This window comes from Nocardioides sp. zg-1228, from assembly GCF_017086465.1.
Lineage (GTDB): Bacteria > Actinomycetota > Actinomycetes > Propionibacteriales > Nocardioidaceae > Nocardioides.
Genome location: NZ_CP070961.1, coordinates 1,806,030 through 1,831,940, shown reverse-complemented (window position 1 = coordinate 1,831,940; position 25,911 = coordinate 1,806,030). Strand labels below are relative to the sequence as shown.

The window sequence follows — 25,911 nt, the reverse complement described above, 5'->3', positions numbered from 1 at the left end:
GACCGGCGCCGGATGCGGGCCGCGCGATCAGGCGGGCGTGCGGAACGTACGCCGGTACTCCTGGGGGCTGACGCCGCGGGCGCGGCCGAAGTGGTGGCGCAGGGTGGCGGCGTTGCCGAAGCCCACCTCGGCGGCCACCCAGTCGACCGAGTGGTCGGTCTGCTCGAGCAGCTCCTGGGCGGCCCGCACCCGCTCGCCGAGGATCCAGCTGTAGGGCGTGGTGCCGGTCTCGTCCTTGAAGCGCCTGGCGAAGGTGCGCCCCGACATGTGCATCTGCCGCGCCAGCGTCTCGACGTCCAGGTCGTCGGCGAGGTGGGCGCTGATCCACGCCAGCAGGGGCGCCAGCGCCTCCGACTCGCACAACGGCACCGGGCGGGCGATGAACTGCGCCTGCCCGCCGTCGCGGTGCGGGGGCACCACCATGCGCCGGGCGGTAGTGGCCGCCACCCTCGCGCCGAAGTGCTGGCGCATCACGTGGAGCGCGGCGTCGAGACCGGCCGCCGAGCCGGCGCCGGTCACGATCGGCCCGTCCTGCACGTAGAGGACATTGCCGTCGATGCTTGCCTCGGGGTGGCGGGCGGCGAGCTCGTCGACATAGCGCCAGTGCGTGGTCGCGCGCCGCCCGTCGAGCAGGCCGGCCTCGCCGAGGATGAACGCGGCGGTGCAGTGGGCGAACACCTGCGCGCCCCGGTCGTACGCGCCCCGCACCAGCTCGACGACCTCCGGCGACGGCTCGAGGTAGCCGCGCTTGGGGATCAGGCACACCAGGTCGGCGTCGGCGGCGTCGTCGAGGGAGTGCTCGACGTGCAGGTCGTATCCCGTCGCGCCCCGCACCCGCCCGGGTCGTGGCGTGGTGACGACGAAGTCGAAGACGGGGTTGTCGTCCTGGGGGTGGTAGGGCTCGCCCCACACCTCGCACATCGAGCCGAGGCCGAACGGCTCGGCGCCGTCCTGCACCACGGCTGCGACCTTCCTCATGCCGCCAGCCTGCTCCCCCGGTGGCAGGAAATCAACCAGTATCACGATTCCTGCCACGGGCGACCGGCTCGCGACAGCGGGGCCCGTTCCGGCGAGACGAAATCATCTTTTGCTTGACGTCACGCAAAAGTCGGCTCTAGCGTGACACAGGTCACAGGGCGCGACGCCCTGCGGCGCCCCGAACTCGGTTGTGGGAAGGCCCGCCATGCACCAGCGGTCTCGTCAGCTCGTCGTCTCGTTGCTCGCCCTGGTGACCGGCCTGGCGCTGGCCCTCGGCCTCACCGCCCCGGTCATGGCCGCGGTGCCCGACCCGGTCGCGCCACCGGCCGCCGCCGAGCGCGGGGACGGCTCCCCCGCCCCCGGCAAGGGGGCGAAGGACGCGGGCGCCCGCGCGCCGGCGGCGACGAGGGCGGCGGGCGCTGCCGCTCCCGACCTGACGAAGTTCCAGAAGGTCGTCCTCGGCCAGGGCACCGGCCTCGGCGAGGTCATGGAGCTGACCGTCGCGCCGGACGGTCGGGTCTTCTTCATCACCCGCGCCGGCGACATCTCGATGTACGACCCGGCCGACGGCAGCATCGAGATCATCATGAACAACCCCAGCCTCGGGGTGTGGAGCGGCCTCGAGGACGGCGGGCTGGGCATCACGCTCGACCCCGCCTTCGCCGACAACGGCTGGGTCTACGTCTACTACGCCCCGCTGCCCGCCTCGCTCACCGCCAACCGGCTCTCCCGCCTGACGGTCGAGACCGACGAGGACGGCGAGACGTTCATCGACAAGTCGTCGGAGAAGGTCATCCTCGAGGTCGGCACCCAGCGCAACGTGTGCTGCCACTCCGCCGGCTCGCTGCAGTTCGGCGACGGCGGCGTGCTCCACCTCGCGACCGGTGACAACACCTCCTCCTCCGACAACGACGGCTACTCCCCCCACGACGAACGGCCCGGGCGCTCCGACTACGACGCGCAGAAGTCCTCGGCCAACACCAACGACCTGCGCGGCAAGATCCTGCGGGTCGTCCCCCGCGACGACGACGCGGGCGACGTCGACCCGACCCCCGGTGACGGCGTCTCCTACGACATCCCCGACGGCAACCTGTTCGGCGAGGGCGGCGCCTACCCGTCCGCGCTCTACCCCGACGCCGACCCGGCCCGCACCCGCCCCGAGATCTACGTGATGGGCCTGCGCAACCCCTACCGCCTCGGCGTCGACCCCGACACCGACGCGCTCTACTGGGGCGAGGTCGGTCCGGACTCGCGGGTCAACAGCCCCAACCGCGGCCCGCGCCACTTCGAGGAGTTCAACCGCACCGAGGTCGCGATGAACGGCGGCTGGCCCTACTGTGGCGGCGAGGTCGGCCCCGACCTGACCAAGATGGACTTCGGCGGCGCGTACGTCGACTGGGACTTCGTGGCCAACCGCTACCGCACCAACCCCGACGGCAGCCCCAAGCGCTTCCCCTGCGACGACCCCGACGCGATGACGGGCGTCAACGACTCGCCCAACAGCACCGGCCTGCAGACCCTGCCCCCGATGACCGACGCGTGGATCCCCTACTCCGACGTGGGTCCCTACAAGTACGCCGCCGTCCAGGGCGCCACCCCGACGGGCGGCCAGGTCTACCGGCAGTCGCAGAACACCGCGGCCAAGGACACCGCCTTCCCTGCCGACTACGAGGGCTCCTACTTCATGTCGGAGATGAGCCGCGGCTGGATCAAGGAGGTCCGGATGGACGCCGCGGGCAACATCACCGCCATCAACGACTTCATGGACGGGTTTGTCGCCCCCGGTGACCTCGAGTTCGGCCCCGACGGCTCGATGTACGTCCTCGAGTACGGCACCGGCTTCTTCTCCGGCTCCCCCCAGACCAAGCTCGTCCGCATCGACTACGCCATCAACGGCTCCGCCCCGGTGGCGCGCGCCGGCGCCGACGTGACCGAGGGGCCGGCGCCGCTGGCCGTCCAGTTCACCAGCGCGGGCACGAGCGACCCCGACGGTGACGCCGTCACCTACGCCTGGGACCTCGACGGGGACGGCGACACCGACTCGACCGACGCCTCCCCCTCCCGCACCTACGACACCCCCGGCGACTACACGGTGCTGCTCACCGTGACCGACTCGACCGGCAAGTCCGCCACGTCGCAGGTCGTGATCAACGTCGGCAACACCGCGCCGAAGGTGACGATCGAGCTGCCCGCCGACGGCGGGTTCTACGCCTCCGGCGACGACATCCCGTTCGTCGTCGACGTGCAGGACGCCGAGGAGACGGTCGACTGCAGCGAGGTCGTGGTGCAGGAGGGCCTCGGCCACGACATCCACGTCCACCCCAACCTGTCGGTCACCGGCTGCGAGGGCACGATCCGCACGGCCGCCTCGGGCGACCACGGCCCGGACGCCAACACCTACGGCGTCCTCATCGCCACCTACCGCGACGGCGGCGCCAACGACGGCGCCAACGCGCCGCTGCAGGGCAGCGACACGGTCATCCTCCAGCCCAAGCTGCGCCAGGCCGAGCACGCGACCAACCGTCAGGGCGTCGGCTACACCGGCTACGACGACAAGTCCGGCACCCGACCCGGCGGCGGCGGCCTGATCACGGGCATGGGCAACGGCGACTGGGTGATGTTCGACCCGATGAGCCTGGTCAACATGACCGACGTGTCGATCCGCTACTCCGGCGGACCGCAGGCCGGCGCCACCATCGCGGTGCGTGCGGGCGCGGCCAACGGTCCCGTCGTGGCCACCGTGCCGCTCGCCGGGGGCACCGAGGGCCAGTACTTCTACAAGACCGTCAGCGCGCGCATCACCGCCCGAGACGCCGACCCGGGCGGGCGTCCGCTCTACTTCGTCTACTCCGGCAACGGCGAGATGAACTTCGACGAGTTCTCCGTCGCCGGCAAGGGCGTCGCGGGCAACACCTCCCCCGTCATCGCCTCCGCCACCGCGACGCCCGCCGACGGACTCGCGCCGCTCGAGGTGGAGTTCGCGGCCGAGGCCAGCGACCCCGACGGCGACGCCATCACCTACGCATGGGACTTCGGCGTCGAGGGCACCGACGACGACACCGCCACCACGCCCACCGCGTCGTGGACCTACCCCGAGACCGGCACCTACACCGCGACCCTGACCGTCGAGGACGCGACCGGCAAGTCCACCAGCCGTGCCGTCGAGGTCATCGTGCGGCAGCCCTGCGCCAGTGCGCCCACCGCGGACGACGGCTACGAGCTGCTCTTCGACGGCACCGACGCGTCGGCATGGAAGCAGGCCGGTCCCGGCGGCTTCACCGTGGAGGACTGCGCGCTCACCAGCCGCGGCGGCCTCGGCCTGTTCTGGTACTCCGAGCGCACCTTCGACGACTACGTGCTCAAGGTGCAGTTCAAGCTGTCCGACGACGGTGACAACTCCGGCGTCTTCACCCGCTTCCCCGACCCGGGCACCGACCCGTGGGTGGCCGTCGACGAGGGTCACGAGATCCAGATCAAGGAGGGCCAGCCGGGCGACGAGCCGCAGAAGACCGGCTCGGTCTACAACTTCGACCGCGAGGACGCGCGCAACGCCAAGCCGGTCGGCGAGTGGAACGACTACGAGATCCGGGTCGAGGGCCAGACCTACACGATGACGCTCAATGGCCAGGTGGTGAACGAGTACACCTCCGACGGCTCGCGCGGCACCGAGGGCTACGTCGGCCTGCAGAACCACGGCGACGCCGACGAGGTGAGCTTCCGCAACATCCAGATCCGGGAGCTCGACGTCGAGGAGCCGTTCGTCAACACGCTCACCGCGGAGCCCGTGCGCGGCGCCGCACCGCTCGAGGTCGACTTCACCGCCGAGGGCATCGACCGCCAGGGCGACGCGATCACCTACGAGTGGGACTTCGGCGACGGCTCCGACCCGGTCACCGGCGCGGGCGAGGTCTCGCACACCTACACCGAGGGCGGCACCTTCACCGCCGAGGTGACCCCCGTCGACGCCGACGGCAACCGCGGCCTGACCCGCACCACCGAGGAGATCACCGTCCTGGTCGACCCGGTCGCCACGGCGACCGCGACCCCGCGCTGCGGCGTGCTCCCCCTCGAGGTCGACTTCGACGCCTCGGCCACCGACCCGCAGGACCAGTCCGTCACCTGGCGCTGGGACTTCGGGGTCGACGGCACCGACGACGACACCTCCACCGAGCAGTCGCCCACCTACACCTACACGGAGGCGGGCGAGTACACCGCCACGGTCACCGCCACCGACCCCGACGGCAACACCGGCACGAGCTCGGTGCGCATCGAGGTGCTCGCCGACGGCGAGTGCCGCCCGGTGGCCGACCTGTCCGAGCTGTTCAACAACGACGGCATCTCCACCGACGCCAACCCCGGCGACGGCAACTTCGACGGCGGCGGGTGGACCTTCGCCGCCGAGCTCCTCCCCCAGGCCGTGCAGGAGGACGGCGGCCCGGTGCGGCTCAACGGCGTGGACTACGACTTCGGCAGCCCCGCCGACGGGAGGCTCAACAACGTCGAGGCCGACGGCCAGGTCATCACCCTGCCCACCGGCACCTACGACCAGCTCAGCGTCCTGGCCACCGCCCACAACGGCGACGTGCAGAAGGACGCCACCCTCGCCTACAACGACGGCACGACCGTCCAGGTGCCGCTGCGGTTCACCGACTGGGCGGTGGCGCCCAAGTTCGGCGAGGAGATCGCCATCGACATGCCCTACCGCCACAACGGGGGCGGCGACACCTCGCCGCGGGTCATGATCTTCACCCAGCCGATCCCGCTCGCGGCCGGCAAGCAGCCCGACACCCTGACCCTGCCGGTCGACCCGAAGCTTCACGTCTTCGCGGTCTCCGGCATGCGGTCGGAGGAGCCGGCGCCGCCGTGCGAGCAGCCCGAGCGCTCCGACGAGTTCAACGACACCGATCTGCTCGACAACTGCCACTGGACGGTGCGCCGGCCCGACGAGACGGCGTACGACGTCTCCGACGGCGCGCTGCACCTGACGGCGCGACCGGGCGAGTACAACGACACCCCCAACATCATCACCCAGGCCGCACCCGAGGGCCCGTGGACCGCGACGACCAAGCTCACCTGGGACCCGCTCGACGCCGGCCAGCAGGCCGGGCTGGTGGTCGCCGGCAGCGGCGGCTCCGGCTTCGCGAAGCTGACCTTCGTCGACAAGGGCAGCGACCGGGAGTGGATCGAGTTCCTGCGCTCGTCGAGCCCGAGCAACAGCGACTTCGACTTCAGCGGCAACTGGAACACCGGCGGCGGCAGCTTCGACGGGCCGTTCCTGCCCACGAGCTTCCCCACCACGTTCTGGCTGCGCTTCACCTCCGACGGCGCCCAGCTGCGCGGGTGGTACTCCACCGACGGCGAGCAGTTCACCGAGGTCGGCGACCCGCGCGCCCTGGCCGGGATCAGCAACCCCCGCGTCGGCGTGATGGCACTCACCGGAGGCGCGGCGGGCGGCCCCGTCGCGGACTTCGACTTCTTCCGCTGGTCGGGCGTCCAGGAGGGCGAGGACCCGACCGTGACCGCCACGGCCGAGCCGACCTCCGGCACCGCGCCGCTCGACGTCGACTTCCGCGCCGAGGGCACCGACCCGGAGGGTGGGGACCTCACCTACACCTGGGACTTCGGCGTGGCCGGCACCCAGGACGACACGGCCACGGGCGCGGACGCGAGCTGGACCTACACCGATCCCGGCACCTACACGGCGACCGTGACGGTCACCGACCCCGACGGCCAGACGGGTGAGGACACCGTCGAGGTGGTGGTCGAGGAGCCGGCCGGCGGCGACGTCTTCGTCGTCGACGCGGTCGACACGGCCACCGACAACCAGTGGGTCGCCGAGCAGACCGGCACGTCGACGGTCACCGTCGAGGTGGGCGACACCGTCGAGTGGCAGTTCGACCGGGCCACGATGGGCCACGACCTGACCTCGCGTGACACCGCCGACACGTGGTCCCCGCCCCTCCAGGAGTACCGCGACGCCAACGGCGCGCCGGTGCGCTACACCTTCACCCGCCCGGGCACCTACGAGTACTGGTGCAGCATCCACGGCGCCACCATGCGCGGCACGGTGGTCGTGGAGGAGCCCGCCGAGGACAACGAACCTCCGACGGCCGAGCCGTTCGTCTCGCCGCGCACCGGGCCCGCCCCGCTCTACGTCCACTTCGAGGCCCGCGCCAGCGACGCCGACGGCGACGCCCTCACCTACCTGTGGGACTTCGGCCAGAGCGACCAGCCGTCCGACCAGTCGACGCAGTCGCACGCCCACGTGACGTACGCCGACCCCGGCAGGTACGTCGCGACCCTGACCGTCAGCGACGGCAAGGGCGGGACCTACGAGGAGGAGTTCGAGATCTCGGTCACCGGGGAGGCGCCGCGCGTCAGCGTCTCGGCCACTCCCACGAGCGGCCGTGCTCCGCTGCCCGTCGCGTTCACCATCAACGCGATCGACGACCAGGGAGGTCCGCTGACCTACACATGGGACTGGGGGGACGGGACGACGTATACCGGCCCCAAGCCGCCGCTCAACCACGTCTACACGGCTTCCGGCAGCTACACCGCCACGTTGACCGTGACCGACCCCGACGGCAACGAGGGCAGCGACAGCGTCGAGATCAGCGTCGACGCGCTGCCGGACGTCGAGGCGAGCGCCACACCCGCGAGGGGCAGCGCCCCGCTGGAGGTCGACTTCGCCACGGCGGTCACCACGGGCGGTGAGCTCACCGCCTTCGCCGACGGCACCACGACCTACCCCGAGCTGTCCGGCACCGCCTCGATGGTCCGCTCGCGGGACACCACGGTGACCACGCTGGACGTCACCGGGCTCAAGCCCTCGGCCGCCCACATGGTGCACGTGCACGAGCAGTCGTGCGCGGACGGCAACGGCGGGGCGCACTTCCGCTTCGACACCGATCTCCCCTTCAGCGAGGACAACGAGATCTGGCTGCCGTTCACCAGCGATGCGGAGGGAGCCAGCGGCGAGGTGGTGGTGACCAGCGACCAGCGTGCCGACTCCGACGCCGTCGCCATCGTGATCCACGACCCGGACAACCCGGCCAGGCGGATCGGCTGCGTCGACCTCGACCCGAGCACCGCCGGGCTCACCTACGCGTGGGACTTCGGTGACGGCGCGAAGGCCGAGGGTCCTGACCCGACGCACACCTATGCCACGCCCGGCACCTACCGGGCCACGGTGACGGTGGGCAGCGCGGACGGGACCGACACGGTCACCGACACGGTCGAGATCGTCGTCACCGGCGACGGCCCGCCCCCTCCGGGCGACACCACTCCCCCGGACACCACCATCACCAGTGGTCCGAAGGGCCACGGCCGCGGGCGGGCGGCGACGTTCGCCTTCGTCTCCACCGAGCCCGGCAGCAGGTTCGAGTGCAGCCTGGACGGCGGAGCCTGGGCGGCGTGCTCGTCACCGAAGACGTTCACCAGGCTCGGCCAGGGCGAGCACGAGCTGAAGGTGCGCGCCACCGACGCGGCGGGCAACACCGACGCCAGCCCGGCGGTCCGCACCTGGACGGTCGACCGCGGCAAGCCCAAGGTCACGGTGGTCTCCGGGAGCGAGCCGACCCGCGACCGGACGCCGACCGTCCGCGCGCGGATCAGCGACCGCCATGACCAGCTCCGGGCGAGCGACGTGACGGTGCGCTTCGGCGGCCGGTCCGCGGCGGACGTGCGGGTGACCCGCAAGGGCCTCCTCATCGCGACGTCGAGGACCCTGGCCCCCGGACGCCACCGGGTGGTGCTCGTGGTCCGCGACGAGGCGGGCAACAAGCGCGTGGTCCGCTGGTGGCTGCGGGTGCTCCGCTGACGCAGTGCCTGACCAGCACCACCTCGCAGCGGCACCCGCCGGTCCCCCGACGGGTGCGGCTCCCCGTCGTACGTCGACCTGGTGCTGGCGCTGCTCGCCGACTCTGGGGCTTCGTCCCCGACGACGTCCACCTCGTGGTGAGCCCGACCACGATGTTCTGCGTGCCCACCCACCTGCAGCGCCTCTTCGCCCACTGGGACCGCGTCGGCGTGCCGGACCTCTCGTCGTTCCGGCTCGTCGCCACGCCGGCGCGCCGTGCCCCGCGCCGATCAAGCGCCGCCTGGTCGAGCTCTTCCCCGACGGCGCGGCTTGGGAGTTCTACGGGTCGACGGAGGGCCAGGTCACCACGTGCCGCTCGGAGGAGTGGCCCGAGGGCCCGCCTTCACCGTCGGCGACGTCGGGCGCCTCGACGCCGACGGCTACCTCCACCTCGACGGCCGGCGCCGAGCCCGAACTGTTTCTGCGACCTCACTACGTGCCCACTTCGATGCGCAATAGCTGCGGGCCGTCGAGCGTGGCTAGGCGAGGAACGGCGCCACCAGTCGGCGGAACCGCTCGGCGCCGTTGCGCCATGGGAAGTGGCCTGCACCTGGTTGGACGACGAAGTCGGCGTTCGCGAACAGTCTGGCGACCTGCTCGGCCAGCGCGGGTGGAACTCCGACGTCTAGGCCTCCGGCAAGCACAAGCACGGGCGCGTCGAGCCGTGACAGGGCGTCGCGCGTCGATGTTGCGTCGAAGGCACCGTCCGCACCGAAGGCCTGGATGTGTCGCGGATCGCGTCGCGCGTCCATCCGAGCGACGTACGCGCGGGTCGCGTCGTCCCAGCATCCGTGGCTGAACGGCTCCAGCAGTCCAAGTTGCTCAGCCGTCGCGGTGCCGACCCACGCCGCCTCGAGCGCCCCCATCGCGTCGGCGAACCACGGCTCTTCCGAGCGGAGGCGCGCTACCGTGCGCCGCGCATCATTCGGCACCTCAAGGTCCAGGCCGCGTACGGATGGCGCCACCAAGACGAGTCGACACACTCGACCGGGGCTTCTTTCGGCATAGCGATACACGACATTGGCGCCGGCGGAGTGCCCGAGCAGCTCGATGCGCGCTTCACCGAGGTGCTCTCGGAGCGCCTCGAGATCGTCGGCAAGCCGGTCGCAGCGACACGCTGACGGGTCGTCGGCCCCGCCCGATGAGCCGGTGCCCCGTGGATCAAGCAGGGCAAGTGCGCGGTCGGCGTGCAGTCCGCCGAGGTCGCCGAGGTAGTCGGAGTCGAGCATCGGCCCGCCGGGCACGCAGATCAAGGGCGGACGGGACGGCGAGGTGGAGCCGAGCAGGCGGAATGTCAGGCGTGCGCCGTCGCGAGCGAAGAAGGAGTGCAAGGTGAGGTCCATAAGGACTGCCTTTCGAAGTACTGGACAGTGGTAATCGGACTCACCTCCTCTGGTCGTTCGCGGGGCTGAGACCCTACATCTGCTGAGCCCCCGATGGAACGGTTGTTGTATCAACGGGTCGCGCGAGCCCGAAGACTTGGATCTGCCGAGATGAGTGCGCCTACCGCGCGGACAGGTTGTGCTACGCCAACACACGCTGGGCGAAAGTGCGGACGTCGATTTCACGAAGGTCTAGTTCGTCGAAGACCATGCCCGTCGTCACCATCTGGTTCTCAAGACCTGCCCACACGACGTCAACATGATATTCGCCCCACACGACGGCGACTCCGACCTGGCCGACCTGCAGTTCCTCGACGCCGTGGCCCGCGCGAGGTGCGTACTCGACGTAGACGCTGCGGCGCATTGCCTGAGTGTAGACCGCCAAGACATCCGGATCTGCCGCGATGATTCCATGATCGGCGGGGAGGCGGGGTCTACGTCCCAGCACTTCTTCCACCCTCCGGCGGAACCCGTCTCTCCCTCTTACCTGCCGCGATGGCCGGGGGCCGAACTCTCGGTTCTAGCGAAGGAACCCCCACCAGCCGCGCGCCAAGTCCATCGCCCAGTCTGCCTGGCAGATCAACGGGTATCCGACAATCATGGCGAACTCGGGTTCGCCCAACCGTTGGATCCCCGCGATATCGACAACCGCGGCGAGACTCGGGGTGAAGGTGCGGCTGCCGATCACAGACGCGGCCATTGTCACCATCGGCACCTCAAGGCTGTTGCCCATCGAGTCGATGCCGTTCGATGTGCCGTGCGACTCGAACAGGTATGGATGGGTGAGAACGAATGCTTGATCGACGACAGTCACTGCTGCGCCCGTATCCCAGATCGCACGGGCGGTCCCGCCGTGCTCAAACTCGACGTCGACGTGCGGGTGTCCGCCGGAGGACTGCACGAGAGGATGCTTGCCCTCGACGGGAGTCTCCGCATCGAGAGCAATCTCCGCGTCCGACATGCTGAGGTTGAGTCGGTGGTAGCGAAGGACGTCCAAGCCGAGGATCGCCGCGAGGTAATCCGGCCTAGGCTCCGCAAGTTCCACAGCCAGAGACTCGGCCCTGACTCCACCGACCTCAAGGGATGGCGCTACGACGCGAACCTCGGCTCCGGCGGCTTCGCCCAGTGCCCCGCGGCCGCCGCTCCCCTCGTCGCCCGCCCGTGCGAACGCCCGGGTGAAGTCGTTGGCCGGGATGCGGCTGCTCGACGCTCCGGTGTCGAGGAGCATGCGCACCGGCCGCCCGTCGACCAACACGTCGACGTACAACTCGGCGGCACCCAGTTCTTCGCGATCGGGATGCACGATTAGCGGGACTGGGCGCACATTGGCACCCTAGCCAGGGTGACCGGTGTGCGAGCAGGTGACGGCGACGGGATCGGAGGGACCCGGACACGCCCTACGTCGCAGATAAGGAAACGCACTCATCTGCCGCGATGAGTCCATGGTCGGCGGGGAGGCGGGGTCTACTTCCCAGCACTTCTCCCACCCTGGGGTGGAACCCGTCTCTCCCTCTTACCTGCCGGGATGGCCGGGTTCACCCTACGCACTTCCAGCGTCCGGATCTGCCGCGATCAGGTCGTCTTCTGCGCGCTGTCGGCGGCCGGCACTGCCGGGGCGAAGCCTTCGGCGGCGAGCCAGGCTCGGGCGCGTCCCCGCCGCCGTTCCGCGGAGTACACATACCAGCGATCTTGAAGGTCGGGCCAGCGTGTCAGCTCGTCTCTGAAACGGCGGAACGCGCCCCGACCCTCCAACGTCCGCGCCAAGCGGTCGACGAGGTCTGGTTCGGCGACCCCGGCGACGAACAGTTCCATGTCGCGGTACCCGGCGCGCGAGCCCTCGCTGACGACCCACAGCCAGCGTTCGCCGTCGTCGAGATCCTTATCCTTCCCCTCCTCCTCGCTCTCGATCCCGTACTCAAACACCGCCTCGGGCCACACCTCACCGGTGTGAAGATCGATGCGGCCGCCGCCCGCGACCGCGTCACCCTCGAGCACATCGACGAGTTGGTCGAGATCGACCGGCAAGCTCCTCAACAACGGGGCCGGCCCAGCGCCCAGTCTTGCCAACAACGCAGCAACCAGATCCTCGTCGCCCTCCCAGTCCCTCTCGCGCAGATCGGTCACGCACCGCTCAGCCAGCTCGCGCGCTGCCTCGATGTTCTGACCTAACGCCGCGAGCAGCCCATCACCGATCAACTGGAGCGCGTGACTTGGCCACGGACCCGCGCGGAGGAGCGACACCAGCGCCTCTCCATCCGCTGTGAACACGGCAGCGCGAAACTCTCGTAGCCGCTTTCGCTGGGACATGTCGGCATTCTTCCCATCGCTGCCATCCCGCGCACTACTCGCGGCATGTCCGGACGTTCATGGGCAACGGTGAAGCGTGCTCAAACGTCCCATGCCCGTGATGCAATTGCGAATGGCCGCTGCGAGTCTCTTGGTCCTCGCGCTCGGTGCCGCCTGTGGCGGCGATGAAAGCGCCGTTGTCGCCTCAACTTCCAACGGGAACGGTCCAGTCGTTGCGCACCCTGCCGAGGAAGACGGTTCCGGCGCCAGCGCCCAGATCGAAGGCCCACTATCTATGTCGAGCGGGTGCCTACTGGTCGGCGGGTATCCGGTGGTCTGGCCTTACGGCACGACGTGGGATGCGGACGCCCAAGCAGTCCGCTTGTCCGATGGTCAAGTAGTCGCCTTGGGCGATCGGGTTAGCGGAGGCGGCGGATACCCGCACTTGCCCGACCTTGGAACCGAGTTTGCCGAGCCACTGACGGACTGCCCGACGAACGAGTACGAGGAAGTCGCGATGTTCAATGCCGGGGATCAGATCACCGTCACCAAGTGATCGATGTTCTCACCAGCCAGCTGCAGACCCTTCGACGACCGGGGCGCATGCCACGCTCGCTCATCGGTGCGGGTTCAGGCGGTCAGCGCAACACCTCGGCTAGTGCTTGTGATGGTGTCTTGAAGCCGAGGGTCTGTCGAGGGCGTTCGTTGAGCTCTTGAGCGATGGCATCGAAGTCGTCTTGGGTCAAGGTGCGGAAGTCGACCCGGCGGGGCAGGTACTGACGCAGAAGTCCGTTGGTGTTCTCGTTGCTGCCACGCTGCCACGGCGACTTCGGATCGCAGAAGTAGACCTGCACACCGGTGGCGACGGTGAACCGCTGGTGTTGGGCCATCTCGTGGCCGAGGTCCCAGGTCAGGGACTTCGTCAGTTGCTGCGGCAGCGTCGTGACTGCGGCAGCCAGCGCATCGGCGACCGCGTCAGCCTTGTGATTGCCACCAGGTAGCGCGACCAGCATCAGGAACCGGGTCGAGCGCTCCACCAAGGTGGCAACGGGGCTCATCCCTTTGCCGAACACCAGGTCGCCTTCCCAGTGGCCGGGTACCGCCCGGTCCTCTACCTCGGCCGGTCGCTCGGAGATGTGCAGCGTGTTGGGCCGGCCGCCACGACCGTCGGGCAACCGAACTCCCTTGGGTCGCCGGATCACCCGCCCGGTGCGCAGGTGAGCGGTCAGTTCTTTGCGCAGCGCGCCGCGGGACTGGACGAACAGGGTGCGGTAGATGCTCTCGTGGGACACGTGCATCTCCGGGTCGTCGGGGTAGGTGGACTTGAGCCAGCCTGCGATCTGCTGGGGTGACCATCGTCGCTGAAGCTTCTCGGCCACGATGCCAGCCAGCACCGGGTTCACAGCCAGCTTGCACGCCTTGGGACGGGTCGCACGCGACCACGCCTCACGATCGGCTCTGGCTGCTCTGTATCGCCTGGGCCCGCCGTTGGTGTTGATCTCTCGGCTAACCGTCGAGGGCGCTCGACCCAATCGAGTCGCGATGGCTCGGATCGACTCCTGGGCCGCCAAGCCCCGAGAGATCTCCTCGCGCTCCGCCATCGACAGGCGACAACGTGATCGACGCCGAGGATCGGGTCTGACCCCACCACAGCGCAGCAGGTAGGTACGCACCGTGCTCGGTGACAGACCCAGTTGCCGAGCTGTCGGCTTCGCTGCCTGCCCCTCACGCAGCCTCGCCCACAGCGCGTCGATCGTCTCTGGCGTCAGCTTCTCGTAGTCACCACGTCCCACCGCAACCTCCTCGAGTTAAGGAAGTGTTGCGCTGACCCCTTGAGAGCACCGGCAGATCCGCGCTCTGAACGCGGCACACCTGGCCGTCACTCGGCGCAAGAGCGGACACTCGGATCGAGATGGTGCGGACGTGCGGCTCATGCGAACACGGACTACGGTGCTGAGGATGAGACTGCGTCACGTGACGATCGATTGCGCGGACCCCTACGAGCTGGCAACGTTCTGGAGCCGATTGATCGACTGGCCGATCTCCGACATCGATGAAGCCGGCGACGACGAGGTGCTAGTCGAAGCGCCGGACCAAGTGCCGGGTCTCCTGTTCGTCCGTGTACCCGAGCCGCGATCGGCCAAGAACCGGGTTCACCTCGACTGGGCGCCCGACCGGCGCTCCCGCGACGAGGAGGTCGAGCGGGCGGTCAGCCTCGGCGCCACGATCCACGAGGATCACAGGGGTCCAGAGGATCGCGGCTGGGTGACCCTGCGTGACCCCGAGGGCAACGAGTTCTGTATCGAACCACAATGAACTCAGGCGGCGCCCCAGACCGTGGGCACGGACATCGGCATGTGCGGTCGTCAGGTCGCTGAGGCCATGAACGCGGTCGTGCGCGGGTCGGCATGTCGAGCAGCGATCTGGACGTCGCGTAGGTCGACGCCGGCGTCGAGCATCGTGGTCACGAACGTGTGGCGCAGCATGTGTGGGTGCATGCGGGCGGTCGTGACGTTGGCCGACCTGGCGAGTGCTCGCAGGCGGCGGGTGGCTGCATGCCGGTCCATCCGTCGGCCGTAGCGGTTGAGCAGGATCGGGCCGACCGTTCGTTCGGCGATCGCCTGGTCGATGGCACGGCCGACAGCGGGAGGAAGCGGCACCAGGGCGGTCTTGTCGCCCTTTCCGTGCACGGTGAGGACACGGTGACCGCGAGCTTCGCCAAGCGCTTGGACGTTCGAGCCGGTCGCCTCGAACACGCGTAGGCCGAGCAGTCCGAGCATCGCGACGAGTGCAAAGTCGTTGGGGTTGGCGGAGTGGCGGCCGGCGGTGAGGATGGCCTCGAACTGCAGGTGGCTGAGCCCGAGTGTCGGCGACTCGAGTGGGACGTGCGGGCGTCGGACGTACTCGGCGGGTGAGTGCTCAAGATCTGGTCGATGACGCAGGTTCGGTAGAACGTGGCCAGCACGGATAGACGCCGCGACACCGTCGATGGTCGCAGGTGGCGGACTTCTTGCAGCCAGCGCAGGTAGAGCTCGACATGTGCTGGCTGCGCTTGCAGCCTGAGGTCCTTCTCCAGGCACCAGCGCAGGTAGGTGTTGAGGTCGGATGCGGTGTGGGCGCGGCTCTGCCCCTTGTAGCGGGCCAGGTGTGCGGCGACAGCAAGTCGCAGCATCGGGTCGTCGACGTCGGTCAGGGCGGGGAGAGTGTTGGTGTCCATCGGTCCACGACGCCTCGCCTCGGCAGGTTCGTCAACGCGCGCATGGTTCCCTCGCTCAGCTTCCTCGAGCCAGTCGGGATCCGCACATGCCGAGATGAGTGCCAGATCCGGACGTCGGGACACGCGGCACTGGTGGCTTCTGCCGGTCTGCCGCGATGAGGGCGCAGGACTACCAGCGTCCTGGCCGCCTCGATCGCGGTCCGCGGGCGCCGATCACCCGGCGCGGCACGCTCGAAGAGCTCGAGCACACGTTCAGCGCCTCACGCGGCGAAGCTCACCACCTCGCGCAGCTCGTCCCCAGTGAGGTCGATGCGCCCGTCCGGATCCAGACCCATCGTCTCGTTCCTGTCGTCGTTCGCCGTCAGCCGGCATCCTCCAGCACGAGCCCGGAGCCCGTCACCTGTCGGCGTCGGTGCCGAAGCCGGGCCTCCTCGCCCTGGTGGCCTGGTCCTCGAGCTCCTGGAAGACGGTGATCTCGAGTCCTGCGGGCGCGTTGAGCCGCGAGTTGAGGGAACGCCACGGCGTCTCGCGAGGGCTGGCGAGGAGCTCGGCGCCGGCAGCGGTGGCGGCGTCGGTCGTGGCGGCCGCGTCGTCGACCTCGAAGGCCACCCGCAGGGACGCCCCGGGGCGCCCTTCGTTCTCCACCTCGTCGATCACGCGCTTGTGGGTCGGGTTGGCGATCTCGAGGGTGGCGCGTCCGGCGTCGAGGATGGCGACGAGGTCGTCGCCCCCGTTGGCGAACGCGGCGACCTCCTCCATCCCGAGGACGTCACGGTAGAAGTGGAGTGCCTGCTCGTAGTCAGCGGCCTCGACGACCAGCCGCAGCTGCCTGACGTTCCTGTCGGTGTCGGTGTCCATGCTCCACAGGATCGGCCCTGACACCGGTGTCAGGTGCAAGCCGGGTCGCGCCGGGTCGCGTCGGGTCGCACGACCGACAGCTCGGCCCGCAGCCCGTCCAGCACGCGCTGGGCACGGTCGAGCTCGCGACGCTCGTCCTCGATGCGCTGCTGCTCCTCGCGCAGCCTCTCCTCGAGGAAGCCCGTGCGCTGCGAGACAGGTACGTCGAGGCACGGGAGGATCTCGGCGATGATGCGGGTGCCGAGACCGGCCGCGAGCATCTCCTGGATGCGGATGACGCGGTCGACGTCCTCGGGGGCGAACAGGCGCTGGCCCGAGCGGTCGCGGGTCGGGCGCACCAGCCCGCGGGCCTCGTAGTAGCGGATGGACCGCACGCTGACCCCGGTCAGGTGGGAGAGTCGGCCGATCTTCACCGGCACAGGATCCCACGGCCCGGAGGGCCCCGGCTGCGTGCCGCCGGCGAGCGGACCGACCGGCCCGCTCAGGCGGCCCAGACCGCGCCGACCCGGTCGACCAGGTCGCGCGACTGGCGCAGGCCCGCCTCCGCGGCCACGGCGCGCTTGGCCGGGTCGAGCAGGTTGCGGCCGAAGGCGGCCAGCGCGTCGGCGTCGGGGGTGACGACCGACCACGCCCGGGGCGCGACGCGCTCGACCTGAGCCCGGATCGACATCTTCCTGCTGACCGAGCGCGGCAGCGGCGCGAGCACCACGAGCCGCTCGGCGCCCGCGGCCACGTCGACGTTGGCGGTCGAACGCATGCCGCCGTCCATGTAGGTGCGCCCGTCGATCTCGACCGGCGGCCACACCGTCGGCACGGCACAGCTCGCCGCGACCGCCGCGACGAGGTCGGCCCCGGAGTCGGCCGTGAAGACGGTGAACTCCCCGCTGGTGGCGTCGACGGCGGTGATCCGTAGGTCGCGCTCGGGCCAGGCCCGGACCGGCAGCCGCGAGCGGATCACGGCCTCGCGGTCGACGCTTCCCGGCGCGTGCGAGGCCAGGGCGACCCGGCCGACGCGCGCCAGCTTGTCGCGTCCGCTGCCGGGCAGGACGTAGGGCGGGACGAGCTTGAGCGCCGCGATGCGCGACAGCCGTCCGCCGAGCTCGGCGTCGGCGGGCTCGAGCTGGGTGGCGTAGAGCTCCTCGAGGGACGGCCCGCCGGTCACCTGGGCACCGACCACGGAGCCGGCCGAGGTGCCCACCACGACGTCCGCGCCGGTGAGGTCGACGCCCTCGCGGGCGAGTCCGGTGAGGATGCCGAGCTCCCACGCGATGCCGGTGATCCCCCCACCGCCGAGCACCAGCGCCGACGTGCCATGACCAGTCATGTCGCCAGTTCTATCGGACCGACCCTGACGGGCAGCCCGACGACACGGGCACCACGGCCGCCGCGGCACCACGAACGACGACGGCCCGCCGGGAGTCCCGGCGGGCCGTCGTGGTGCTGCGTGGTGGTGCGTGTCGATCAGCGGATCAGTTGGAACCGCCGGTCAGCTTCTCGCGGAGCGCCTGCAGCGCCTCGTCCGAGGCGAGCGACCCGCCGGTCTCCTCACCGGGCTCGGCCGCGGTGTCGCCACCGGAGGAGTACGAGGTGGCCTCGCCGGCCTCGGCCTCGGCGACCTTGGCGTCGGCCTGCTGCTTGACGTGCTGCTCCCAGCGGGCGTGCGCCTTGGCGTACTGGTCCTCCCAGATCGCACGCTGCTCGTCGAAGCCCTCGAGCCACTCGCCCGTCTCGGGGTCGAAGCCCTCGGGGTAGACGTAGTTGCCCTGCTCGTCGTAGGTGGCGGTCATGCCGTAGAGCGTGGGGTCGAACTCCTCCACGTCGGAGGCGGCAGCGGTCTCGTTGGCCTGCTTGAGCGACAGCGAGATCCGGCGACGCTCGAGGTCGATGTCGATGATCTTGACCATGACGTCGTCGTTGACCTGCACGACCTGCTCGGGGATCTCCACGTGGCGCTCGGCCAGCTCGGAGATGTGCACCAGGCCCTCGATGCCCTCCTCGACGCGGACGAACGAGCCGAAGGGCACCAGCTTGGTGACCTTGCCCGGCACGATCTGGCCGATCTGGTGGGTGCGGGCGAAGTGCTGCCACGGGTCCTCCTGCGTCGCCTTCAGCGACAGGGAGACACGCTCGCGGTCCATGTCGACGTCGAGGACCTCGACGGTGACCTCGTCGCCCACGGCGACGACCTCGGACGGGTGGTCGATGTGCTTCCACGACAGCTCGGAGACGTGGACGAGACCGTCGACGCCGCCGAGGTCCACGAACGCACCGAAGTTGACGATCGAGGAGACGACACCCTTGCGGATCTGACCCTTCTGGAGCTGGGTCAGGAAGCCGTGGCGGACCTCGGACTGGGTCTGCTCGAGCCAGGCGCGACGCGACAGGACCACGTTGTTGCGGTTCTTGTCGAGCTCGATGATCTTCGCCTCGAGCGTCTGGCCGACGTAGGGCTGCAGGTCGCGCACGCGACGCATCTCCACCAGCGACGCCGGGAGGAAGCCGCGCAGGCCGATGTCGAGGATGAGGCCACCCTTGACGACCTCGATGACGGTGCCCTCGACGACGCCGTCCTCCTCCTTGACCTGCTCGATGGTGCCCCAGGCACGCTCGTACTGAGCACGCTTCTTGGACAGGATCAGGCGGCCTTCCTTGTCCTCCTTCTGGAGGACCAGGGCCTCGACCTTGTCGCCGACGCTGACGACCTCGTTGGGGTCGACGTCGTGCTTGATCGACAGCTCGCGCGAGGGGATGACGCCCTCGGTCTTGTAGCCGATGTCGAGGAGGACCTCGTCGCGGTCCACCTTGACGATGGTGCCGTCGACGATGTCACCGTCGTTGAAGTACTTGATGGTCGCGTCGATCGCCGCGAGGAAGTCCTCTTCGGACCCGATGTCGTTGATCGCCACCTGGGGGGCGTCGTAGTCCGGAAGAGTGGAGAGGGTGCTCGTCATGTGGAAGGAGGTTCCCTTGGATGGATGGAGTCGTGCGGACGCGTGCAGCGGTCCGTTTCACTGGTCCCCGACGGTGACAGATCACGCGCGGTGACACGGCGAGCCCGAGTTCGCTCGGTATGGAAGCCGGGCAGACGACTGACGCAACACCCAAGCCTACGCGTGCGCGCACCATCGCGTCCAACCGGCGCCGCACGCTCAGCCCACGCTCAGCGACCGCTGCCGCCCGCGGGCGCCGCAGCCCGCCCGACGCTCAGGTGCCGAAGGGCCAGGCGTGCAGGTCGCCGGTCGCCGCGACGGCCCGGAGCAGGGTCGCCGAGCGGTCCGCCACGGGGTTGGTCCCCTCCCGCGCGGCGAGGTCGACCAGCGCCCACAGGTCCGCGGCGCGGGCGCCCTCGAGGACGGCGTCGCGCTCGCCCCCGCGCAGTGACGTCCACGCGGTGAGGACCCCGTCGACGTAGGCCGGCTGCCGGTCGAACCGCAGCAGGTTGCCCAGGTCGGTCCACGGGTGGCCGGCGTGGGCGTACTCCCAGTCCAGGACGCCGGTCACCTCCAGCGTGTGCGGGTCGACCAGCAGGTTCTTGGGGTTGAGGTCGCTGTGGACCAGGCATGAGCGCCGCACCGTGTCCAGCAGCTCCAGGGCGGGCCACACCACCTCCCCCAGCGCCGCGCGGTCCTCCTCGGGCCAGTGCGCGAGCCGCGCCTCGACCCACTCGAGCAGGCCGATGTCGGGGAAGCGGCCCAGGCCGAGGTCGGGGTCGGTGAAGTGCCCCGGCCGCAGCATCGGCATCCCGGCCAGCGCGCCCGCGACCGCGCCCGTGTGGCCGCCCAGCCGGCGCAGTGCCTCGGCGTCCCCGGCGGCGGTGAGTCGCTGGACGACGAGGTCGCCGCGCTCCCCCGGCAGCCACGAGGTCACCAGCAGCCCGGGACGGCCCGCGGCCGGGTCGGCCCGCCGCACCTCGAGCACCTCGGGCACCGGCAGCAGGCCGCGCACCAGCTGCAGGGCCGCCTGGTCCACCTCCGGCGCGGCCGCGCCGCGCGGGTCGTCCGGAGGATAGAGGCGTACGACGGCGCGCTCCCCGCCGGCCTCGCCGAGGAAGGTCCGCCCCGAGTGACCGCCGGCCAGGGGTGCGAGGGACGCGTCGAAGGCACTCATCGCCCCGCATCGTGCCACGCGCCGTCCGGGCCACCGGCGGGCGGGAAGTACGCTCCGGGACGTGGAGGATCACCTGCCCCAGTCCGTGCGTGTCGAGCGGCGGTCGGTCTCCGAGCAGGAGTCGCGTCGCGCCAACGGTCCCGACTGGGACCGCTACGCCGACGAGTACCAGGCCACCCACGGCGCGTTCCTCGGCGACGCGGGCTTCGTCTGGGGGCCCGAGGGCCACACCGAGGACGAGCTGCGGGTCCTGGGCGACGTCGAGGGCCTCGACGTCCTCGAGGTCGGCAGCGGCGCCGGACAGTGCTCGCGCTGGGTGCGCCTGCACGGCGGCCGCGGCTTCGGCCTCGACCTGTCGCACCGCCAGCTGCAGCACTCGCTGCGCCTCGACGAGGAGACCGGCGTCGCGGTCCCGTCCGTGCGCGGCACCGCCACGGCCCTCCCCTTCACCGACCACAGCTTCGACGTCGTCTTCTGCTCCTTCGGCGCCCTGCAGTTCGTCAGCGAGATCGACGTCGCGGTCGCCGAGGTGGCGCGGGTGCTGCGCCCGGGGGGGCGCTTCGCGTTCTCCGTCACCCACCCGACGCGCTGGATGTTCCCCGACGACCCGGGCGAGGCGGGCCTCACCGCGACCCAGTCCTACTGGGACCGCACGCCCTACGTCGAGGTCGACGACGCCACCGGGGTGGTGTCCTACGTCGAGCACCACCGCACGATCGGCGACTGGGTGCGGCTGCTCGCGGCGCACCGCTTCCAGCTGGTCGACCTCGTCGAGCCCGAGTGGCCCGAGGACCACGACCGCGTGTGGGGCGGCTGGTCACGCGTCCGCGGGCTGCTGACGCCGGGCACGGCGATCTTCGTGGCGCACCTGCCGGGCTGAGCGGCTCCCCCGAGCCCTGGCCCGGCTCGCCAGGAGCGACGCCGGGTTGAGGTGCGACCACCACCGGCGGCGCCTGCCGGCCTCCGCCACGAGGCGGCGCCGCACCACCTGGCAGGCGTCCCAGAACTCCCTGCCGTCCTCTGCGGGCGGGGCCACCGGGGCGAAGACGGCCGCGTCGGCCCGCCGCGCGAGGTCGGGAGCGACGCCGAGCTGCCGGGCCTGCGCCAGGCGGCTCCACCCCTCCGGCACCGGGGTGCCGCGGTCGCGGGCCGCGTCGAGCACCTCCTGCCATCCTCCGACGTAGAGCGCCGACCACGACGGCGTACGCCGACGGCGCGCGCGGCGCAGCACCTTGACCAGCGGCACCAGCAGCAGACCGAGGAGGCCCGCACCCAGCACCACCGCGGCACCGGCCGCGGCGACCTGCCAGCCGGGCGTCCGCTCGACGGGGACCGGCGGCGGGTCGATCTCGCCGTCCGTCCCCCGCGCCGCCTGGTCGAGCTCGCGCTCGACGAACTGCGCGGGGTCGGTGGCCGGCGGTGGTGCGACGGTCGGGTCCTGGACCACCCGCGTGGACAGGTAGCGCTCGAGGTCGAGGGGGCGCCAGGTGCCGTCCGCGAACTGCAGCTCCACCCACGTCGTCAGGTCGCCGTAGTCGACCAGGCCCCGCCGGTCGGGCTCGGCCCCCGTCACCACCCGGGCGGCCACGCCGAGGCGGGAGGCACCGAGGGCCATGAGCGCGCTGTACTGGAACGGCGTGCCGCTCATCCGCTGCGAGCCCAGCATCCGCCGCCCGAGCATGTCGGGCGACTGGTCGAACTCCTCCGCCACCCGCACCGTGCCCTGGGTCCGCAGGTAGCGGGCCAGCAGCAGCACCCGCTCCAGCGGCAGCAGGTCGTCGCGGGCGAACGGGCGCAGGTAGGGGTCGGGGAACGCGCCCGCGCGCTGCCGCTGCTCGTCGGTGGGCTCACGCGTCGCGTCGCGGCGGGTGAAGTCGACCTCGCCGAGCACCGACTCGAAGCGGTACTCGTCGCGCACGTCGACCCCGCCGAGCACGAGCGCGCTGGCCGTGGCCTGGTTGTAGCGCACGTCGCCGACGTCGGTCCGGCCCGGGTTGAAGGCGAAGTCGATGCTGGTCAGCTCGCCGAGCATCGGCAGCCAGTCGCTGGAGTAGCCCGGCCGGAACCGCACCCGCACGACCTCCGTCGCGCCGGGGTGCAGGGCGGAGACGTCGGACCCGATCCGCTTGAACGTGCCGTAGCCGTCCGAGCCCGGGGAGCTGTCGGCGGGCACCCAGGCCGTCCCGGTGTAGAGGTCGAGCGCGGCCAGCCGAAGGCGGCGGCCCTCGGGCACGCCCCTGGCCCGGAACAGGCGGATGTCCTGGGTCCGGGCGGCGGGGAGCACCCGGGTGTCGGCGACGAAGGGGGTGTCGTTGCGGCCCCGGAGCAGCACGCGATCGGGGTCGTCGGCGTCCGGCACGACGAGCGCGGCCAGGCCCGACACCAGCACCACCGTCAGCACCGCTGACACCGCGGACGCGCCGGACCCGCGGGCGCCGTGCGCCGACGACTCGCTCCGCCGCGCGCGCACGGCCGCCCAGCCGAGCAGCACCACCCCGATGAGGACGGCCCGCGGCACCAGCAGGGTCGGTGCCAGCACGCCGAGCGGGATGGTCGCGGCGAGCGCGGCCAGCAGCGGGACCACCGGTGCCAGCGGGCGCGTCGAGGCGACGGCGAGCCAGGCCGCCGGGAGTGCGGCGAGGAAGCCGACGAGGAACGGCACCAGCATCACCTGGCCGGCCGCCTCCACGGGCGGGACCGTGCTGACCAGGGTGGTGGGCGCGTGGACGGAGTCGACGATCACCCGGCTGGCCGTGCGCAGCGTGGGCACCAGCCACGGTCCGGGCTCGCGCAGCGCGGCCCATGCCGCGACCGGGACGGCCGCCGCGAGCGCGACGAGGGAGTACCACCACCCGCCCTCGTGGACCCGGCGGGTCACCAGGGCCAGCCCGGCGAGCAGCACCACCGGCACCAGCCCGGCCACCAGGTAGCTGCGGTCGGCGAAGGTGTCGTCGAGGATCGAGAGGATCGTCGCGCAGACGACCACGACGACGAGCGCGTCAGCGACCCCTCCCTGCCGGGTCCTCACCGGATCCCCCGGGCCAGGAGCGCGCGGAGGCCGGCGAGGTCGGGCACCACGAGCTCACGCAGGGCACCGCTGTCGCGCGCGGACGCCTCGGTGGCACTGTCGGCGCGTACGACGAGCCAGTCCGCGCCGCGGCCGAAGCGGGCGGCCGCGGCGTCGAGGTCGACGAGGTCGCGGGCGGCACCGGTGACCTGGACGACGAGGCCGCTGCCGACTCCCGCCTCCGCCGCCTCCGCGGCGCAGGCCACGTGGTCGTCGCCGTCGTGGAGCGCGAAGCGGCACGCGACGTCGGTCATGGCGACCGGGTGGCGGCTGCGGGCCAGGTGCGGCCCGCACCGCAGGTAGGTGTCGAGGTCGTCACGCACCGCGCGCAGTGCGATCGAGGTCGCCGCCGACACCGCCAGCTCGAAGTCGTGCTCGCGCGGGTAGGAGGCGCGTGAGGCATCGACGAGCACCGTCACGTGACCGCGCCGCGTCTCGTGGAACTGCCGGACGAGCAGCTGCCCGGCCTTGGCCGAGGAGCGCCAGTGCACGTGGCGCAGGTCGTCGCCCACGGCGTACTCGCGCAGCGCGTGGAAGGCCAGGTCACTCATCGACAGCTGCCGGCTGGTCGCCCCGTCGAGGTCGCTGGTCATGCCGCCGGCGAAGACGGCGAGGTCGCACACCTGCGGGGACACGAGCAGGTCGAGCTCGTCGCCGAGCCGGTGGCTGCGGGTCATCAGGCCCACGGGGTCGGTCTTCTGGTAGGTCACCGTGCCGACGGTGTGCACGCCGCGGGGCAGGTCGGGGACCTCGACCACCTCCTGGTGTCGCGCGAACGGCCGCAGGAACGGCAGCCGCAGCCGCACGGCGGCCGGTCCCACTGGCACCACCACGCGCGGGAAGAGCATCGGGGCCGCTCCCGCCTCGACCTCGAGGACGGCGACAGGGGGCGGCGCCCCGACGACGGTGCGGTGCTGCCTGAGCGAGAGGGTGCCCGACAGCGCGCCGGGAAGCACCTGCCACACCAGCGCCACCAGCAGCAGGCCGAACGCGGCGACGGCGAGCTGGGTGAACTCGTGCCAGCTGAGCCACACGGCGAGGCCCGTCGCGACCACGGCGGTCGCCAGCACGCCGCGACCGAGCGGCGTCAGCAGGCGGGGCGGGCGAGCGAGCCGCGGCATCCGCCGCGCGGGCGCCCGGCGGGCCCCCCTGCGGGCGCCGGCCCGCTTGCTCACGCGCGGTCGCGCGGGGCGGGCACCTGCGCGAGCAGGTCGTCGATGACCGCGGCGGAGGTGGTGCCGCCGTAGACCGCCCCCGGTGCCATCAGGAGCCGGTGCCCGAGCACCGGGTGCGCCAGCGTGGCGACGTCCTCCGGGACCACGTGGCCCCGCCGCTCGGCCAGGGCCCAGGCCTTGGCGGCACGGATCCAGGCCAGGCAGCCGCGCGTGGACAGCCCCATGCGTACCTCGGGCACCTCGCGGGAGGCCTCGGCGAGGCGGCGTACGTAGCTGATGATCGCCGGGTCGACGTGGACGAGGTCGGCGAGTCGGCCCATCCGCTCGATGTCGCCGACCGTGACGACCGGGACGAGGTCGGCGGCCCGGTCACGGATGCGTGACTCGGCCAGCAGCGCCTCGGTGGACGCCGCGTCGGGGTGTCCGATGCTGGTGCGCATCAGGAAGCGGTCGAGCTGGGCCTCGGGGAGCTCGTAGGTGCCCGCCTGCTCGATCGGGTTCTGGGTGGCGATCACCATGAACGGGCGCCCGACCTGGTGGGTCGTGCCGTCGACGGTGACCTGTCCCTCCTCCATCACCTCGAGGAGCGCCGACTGCGTCTTGGGCGACGCCCGGTTGATCTCGTCGGCCAGGACCAGGCTGTGGAAGAGGGGGCCGGGGTGGAAGGAGAACTCGCCGTGCGCCTGGTCGTAGACCGTCACTCCGGTGACGTCGGAGGGCAGCAGGTCGGGGGTGAACTGGATCCGCGCGAACGAACAGTCCAGCGACCTCGCCAGCGCGCGGGCGAGCATCGTCTTGCCGGTGCCGGGGAGGTCCTCCAGCAGCAGGTGCCCTCCCGAGACCAGGCAGGCCAGCGAGAGGCGTACGACATGCGGCTTGCCGAGCACGGCCGTCTCGACGTTGCGCTGGACCCGCTCGAACGTGTCGGCGTACCACCCGACGTCGTCGGGTCCGACCGTGGTGAGCTCGGACATTGCCTCGGG

General features: G+C 71.2%; 19 protein-coding genes. 4 read left to right on the top strand and 15 right to left on the bottom strand.

The genetic code is table 11. The annotated features are described in order from the left end of the window. Positions 1-27: 27 nt before the first annotated feature. The gene (locus JX575_RS08715; RefSeq protein ID WP_186342038.1) at positions 28-978 is read right to left on the bottom strand and encodes a helix-turn-helix domain-containing protein; all 951 of its coding nucleotides are present in this window, start codon (positions 976-978) and stop codon (positions 28-30) included. 205 nt (positions 979-1,183) lie between these two features. Between JX575_RS08715 and JX575_RS08710 the strand changes: the two genes are divergently transcribed. After that, entirely contained in the window at positions 1,184-8,797 is a 7,614-nt protein-coding gene (locus JX575_RS08710) for a PKD domain-containing protein (RefSeq protein WP_186342037.1), read from the top strand. 518 nt (positions 8,798-9,315) lie between these two features. Here the strand turns inward: JX575_RS08710 and JX575_RS08705 are convergent. From JX575_RS08705 to JX575_RS08690, 4 genes are all read right to left on the bottom strand, one after another. Then, on the bottom strand, positions 9,316-10,179 hold the full coding sequence (locus tag JX575_RS08705; protein WP_186342036.1) for an alpha/beta hydrolase: 864 nt from the start codon (positions 10,177-10,179) through the stop codon (positions 9,316-9,318). A 181-nt stretch (positions 10,180-10,360) separates the two neighbouring features. After that, positions 10,361-10,582 (bottom strand): hypothetical protein, encoded by a 222-nt coding sequence (locus JX575_RS08700; RefSeq protein WP_186342035.1) that lies wholly within the window; start codon positions 10,580-10,582, stop codon positions 10,361-10,363. 156 nt (positions 10,583-10,738) lie between these two features. Further along, positions 10,739-11,542 carry an aspartyl protease family protein gene (locus tag JX575_RS08695; protein WP_186342034.1) on the bottom strand — a complete coding sequence of 268 codons (804 nt, stop codon included), beginning with the start codon at positions 11,540-11,542 and terminating at the stop codon, positions 10,739-10,741. 248 nt (positions 11,543-11,790) lie between these two features. Next, positions 11,791-12,525 carry a UPF0158 family protein gene (locus JX575_RS08690; protein WP_186342033.1) on the bottom strand — a complete coding sequence of 245 codons (735 nt, stop codon included), beginning with the start codon at positions 12,523-12,525 and terminating at the stop codon, positions 11,791-11,793. A gap of 76 nt (positions 12,526-12,601) precedes the next feature. Between JX575_RS08690 and JX575_RS08685 the strand changes: the two genes are divergently transcribed. After that, positions 12,602-13,060: a hypothetical protein gene (locus JX575_RS08685; protein ID WP_186342032.1), complete on the top strand. Its 459-nt coding sequence runs from the start codon at positions 12,602-12,604 to the stop codon at positions 13,058-13,060. Between the two features lie 82 nt (positions 13,061-13,142). On the opposite strand, the gene JX575_RS08680 is transcribed toward JX575_RS08685, so the two are convergent. Then, entirely contained in the window at positions 13,143-14,297 is a 1,155-nt protein-coding gene (locus tag JX575_RS08680; RefSeq protein WP_186341833.1) for an IS30 family transposase, read from the bottom strand. A 166-nt stretch (positions 14,298-14,463) separates the two neighbouring features. Here JX575_RS08680 and JX575_RS08675 point away from each other — a divergent pair, with 166 nt between their 5' ends. Continuing rightward, positions 14,464-14,820 carry a VOC family protein gene (locus tag JX575_RS08675; protein ID WP_186342031.1) on the top strand — a complete coding sequence of 119 codons (357 nt, stop codon included), beginning with the start codon at positions 14,464-14,466 and terminating at the stop codon, positions 14,818-14,820. A gap of 50 nt (positions 14,821-14,870) precedes the next feature. On the opposite strand, the gene JX575_RS08665 is transcribed toward JX575_RS08675, so the two are convergent. The 6 genes from JX575_RS08665 to JX575_RS08640 all read right to left on the bottom strand — a co-directional run bounded on the left by JX575_RS08665 (position 14,871) and on the right by JX575_RS08640 (position 20,686). Further along, a complete protein-coding gene (locus JX575_RS08665) occupies positions 14,871-15,584 on the bottom strand; it encodes a tyrosine-type recombinase/integrase (RefSeq protein ID WP_241005396.1) in 714 nt (237 codons plus the stop codon). A gap of 533 nt (positions 15,585-16,117) precedes the next feature. After that, entirely contained in the window at positions 16,118-16,579 is a 462-nt protein-coding gene (locus JX575_RS08660; protein WP_186342030.1) for a VOC family protein, read from the bottom strand. A 29-nt stretch (positions 16,580-16,608) separates the two neighbouring features. Beyond that, complete coding sequence (locus tag JX575_RS08655) at positions 16,609-16,992, bottom strand: MerR family transcriptional regulator (protein ID WP_186342029.1); 384 nt, start codon at positions 16,990-16,992, stop codon at positions 16,609-16,611. A gap of 68 nt (positions 16,993-17,060) precedes the next feature. Beyond that, entirely contained in the window at positions 17,061-17,903 is an 843-nt protein-coding gene (locus JX575_RS08650; RefSeq protein ID WP_186342028.1) for a patatin-like phospholipase family protein, read from the bottom strand. 145 nt (positions 17,904-18,048) lie between these two features. After that, positions 18,049-19,530, bottom strand: a complete 1,482-nt coding sequence (gene rpsA, locus JX575_RS08645; RefSeq protein ID WP_186342027.1) for a 30S ribosomal protein S1 — start codon at positions 19,528-19,530, stop codon at positions 18,049-18,051. A gap of 253 nt (positions 19,531-19,783) precedes the next feature. After that, positions 19,784-20,686 carry a phosphotransferase gene (locus JX575_RS08640; RefSeq protein ID WP_186342026.1) on the bottom strand — a complete coding sequence of 301 codons (903 nt, stop codon included), beginning with the start codon at positions 20,684-20,686 and terminating at the stop codon, positions 19,784-19,786. Positions 20,687-20,747: 61 nt separating this feature from the next. Between JX575_RS08640 and JX575_RS08635 the strand changes: the two genes are divergently transcribed. Then, positions 20,748-21,566, top strand: coding sequence for a class I SAM-dependent methyltransferase (locus JX575_RS08635; protein ID WP_186342025.1), 819 nt, complete (start codon positions 20,748-20,750; stop codon positions 21,564-21,566). On the opposite strand, the gene JX575_RS08630 is transcribed toward JX575_RS08635, so the two are convergent. From JX575_RS08630 to JX575_RS08620, 3 genes are read right to left on the bottom strand one after another with little or no spacing between them, the layout of a single operon-like run. Then, the gene (locus JX575_RS08630; RefSeq protein WP_186342024.1) at positions 21,504-23,714 is read right to left on the bottom strand and encodes a transglutaminase domain-containing protein; all 2,211 of its coding nucleotides are present in this window, start codon (positions 23,712-23,714) and stop codon (positions 21,504-21,506) included. The two genes, JX575_RS08635 and JX575_RS08630, sit on opposite strands and share 63 nt — an antisense overlap. Beyond that, positions 23,711-24,928, bottom strand: a complete 1,218-nt coding sequence (locus tag JX575_RS08625) for a DUF58 domain-containing protein (protein ID WP_186342023.1) — start codon at positions 24,926-24,928, stop codon at positions 23,711-23,713. Before JX575_RS08625 ends, JX575_RS08630 begins: the two co-directional genes overlap by 4 nt. Continuing rightward, on the bottom strand, positions 24,925-25,902 hold the full coding sequence (locus JX575_RS08620) for a MoxR family ATPase (protein WP_186342022.1): 978 nt from the start codon (positions 25,900-25,902) through the stop codon (positions 24,925-24,927). The genes JX575_RS08625 and JX575_RS08620 overlap by 4 nt, the downstream gene beginning before the upstream one ends. Positions 25,903-25,911 lie beyond the last annotated feature (9 nt).

Excerpts from the sequence above, each read along its gene's own strand:
- JX575_RS08640 (WP_186342026.1), bottom strand. The coding sequence starts at position 20,686 with ATGAGTGCCTTCGACGCGTCCCTCGCACCCCTGGCCGGCGGTCACTCG.
- JX575_RS08705 (WP_186342036.1), bottom strand. The coding sequence starts at position 10,179 with ATGGACCTCACCTTGCACTCCTTCTTCGCTCGCGACGGCGCACGCCTG.
- JX575_RS08715 (WP_186342038.1), bottom strand. The coding sequence starts at position 978 with ATGAGGAAGGTCGCAGCCGTGGTGCAGGACGGCGCCGAGCCGTTCGGC.
- JX575_RS08675 (WP_186342031.1), top strand. The coding sequence starts at position 14,464 with ATGAGACTGCGTCACGTGACGATCGATTGCGCGGACCCCTACGAGCTG.
- JX575_RS08690 (WP_186342033.1), bottom strand. The coding sequence starts at position 12,525 with ATGTCCCAGCGAAAGCGGCTACGAGAGTTTCGCGCTGCCGTGTTCACA.
- JX575_RS08620 (WP_186342022.1), bottom strand. The coding sequence starts at position 25,902 with ATGTCCGAGCTCACCACGGTCGGACCCGACGACGTCGGGTGGTACGCC.
- JX575_RS08710 (WP_186342037.1), top strand. The coding sequence starts at position 1,184 with ATGCACCAGCGGTCTCGTCAGCTCGTCGTCTCGTTGCTCGCCCTGGTG.
- JX575_RS08650 (WP_186342028.1), bottom strand. The coding sequence starts at position 17,903 with ATGACTGGTCATGGCACGTCGGCGCTGGTGCTCGGCGGTGGGGGGATC.
- rpsA (WP_186342027.1), bottom strand. The coding sequence starts at position 19,530 with ATGACGAGCACCCTCTCCACTCTTCCGGACTACGACGCCCCCCAGGTG.
- JX575_RS08660 (WP_186342030.1), bottom strand. The coding sequence starts at position 16,579 with ATGGACACCGACACCGACAGGAACGTCAGGCAGCTGCGGCTGGTCGTC.
- JX575_RS08700 (WP_186342035.1), bottom strand. The coding sequence starts at position 10,582 with ATGCGCCGCAGCGTCTACGTCGAGTACGCACCTCGCGCGGGCCACGGC.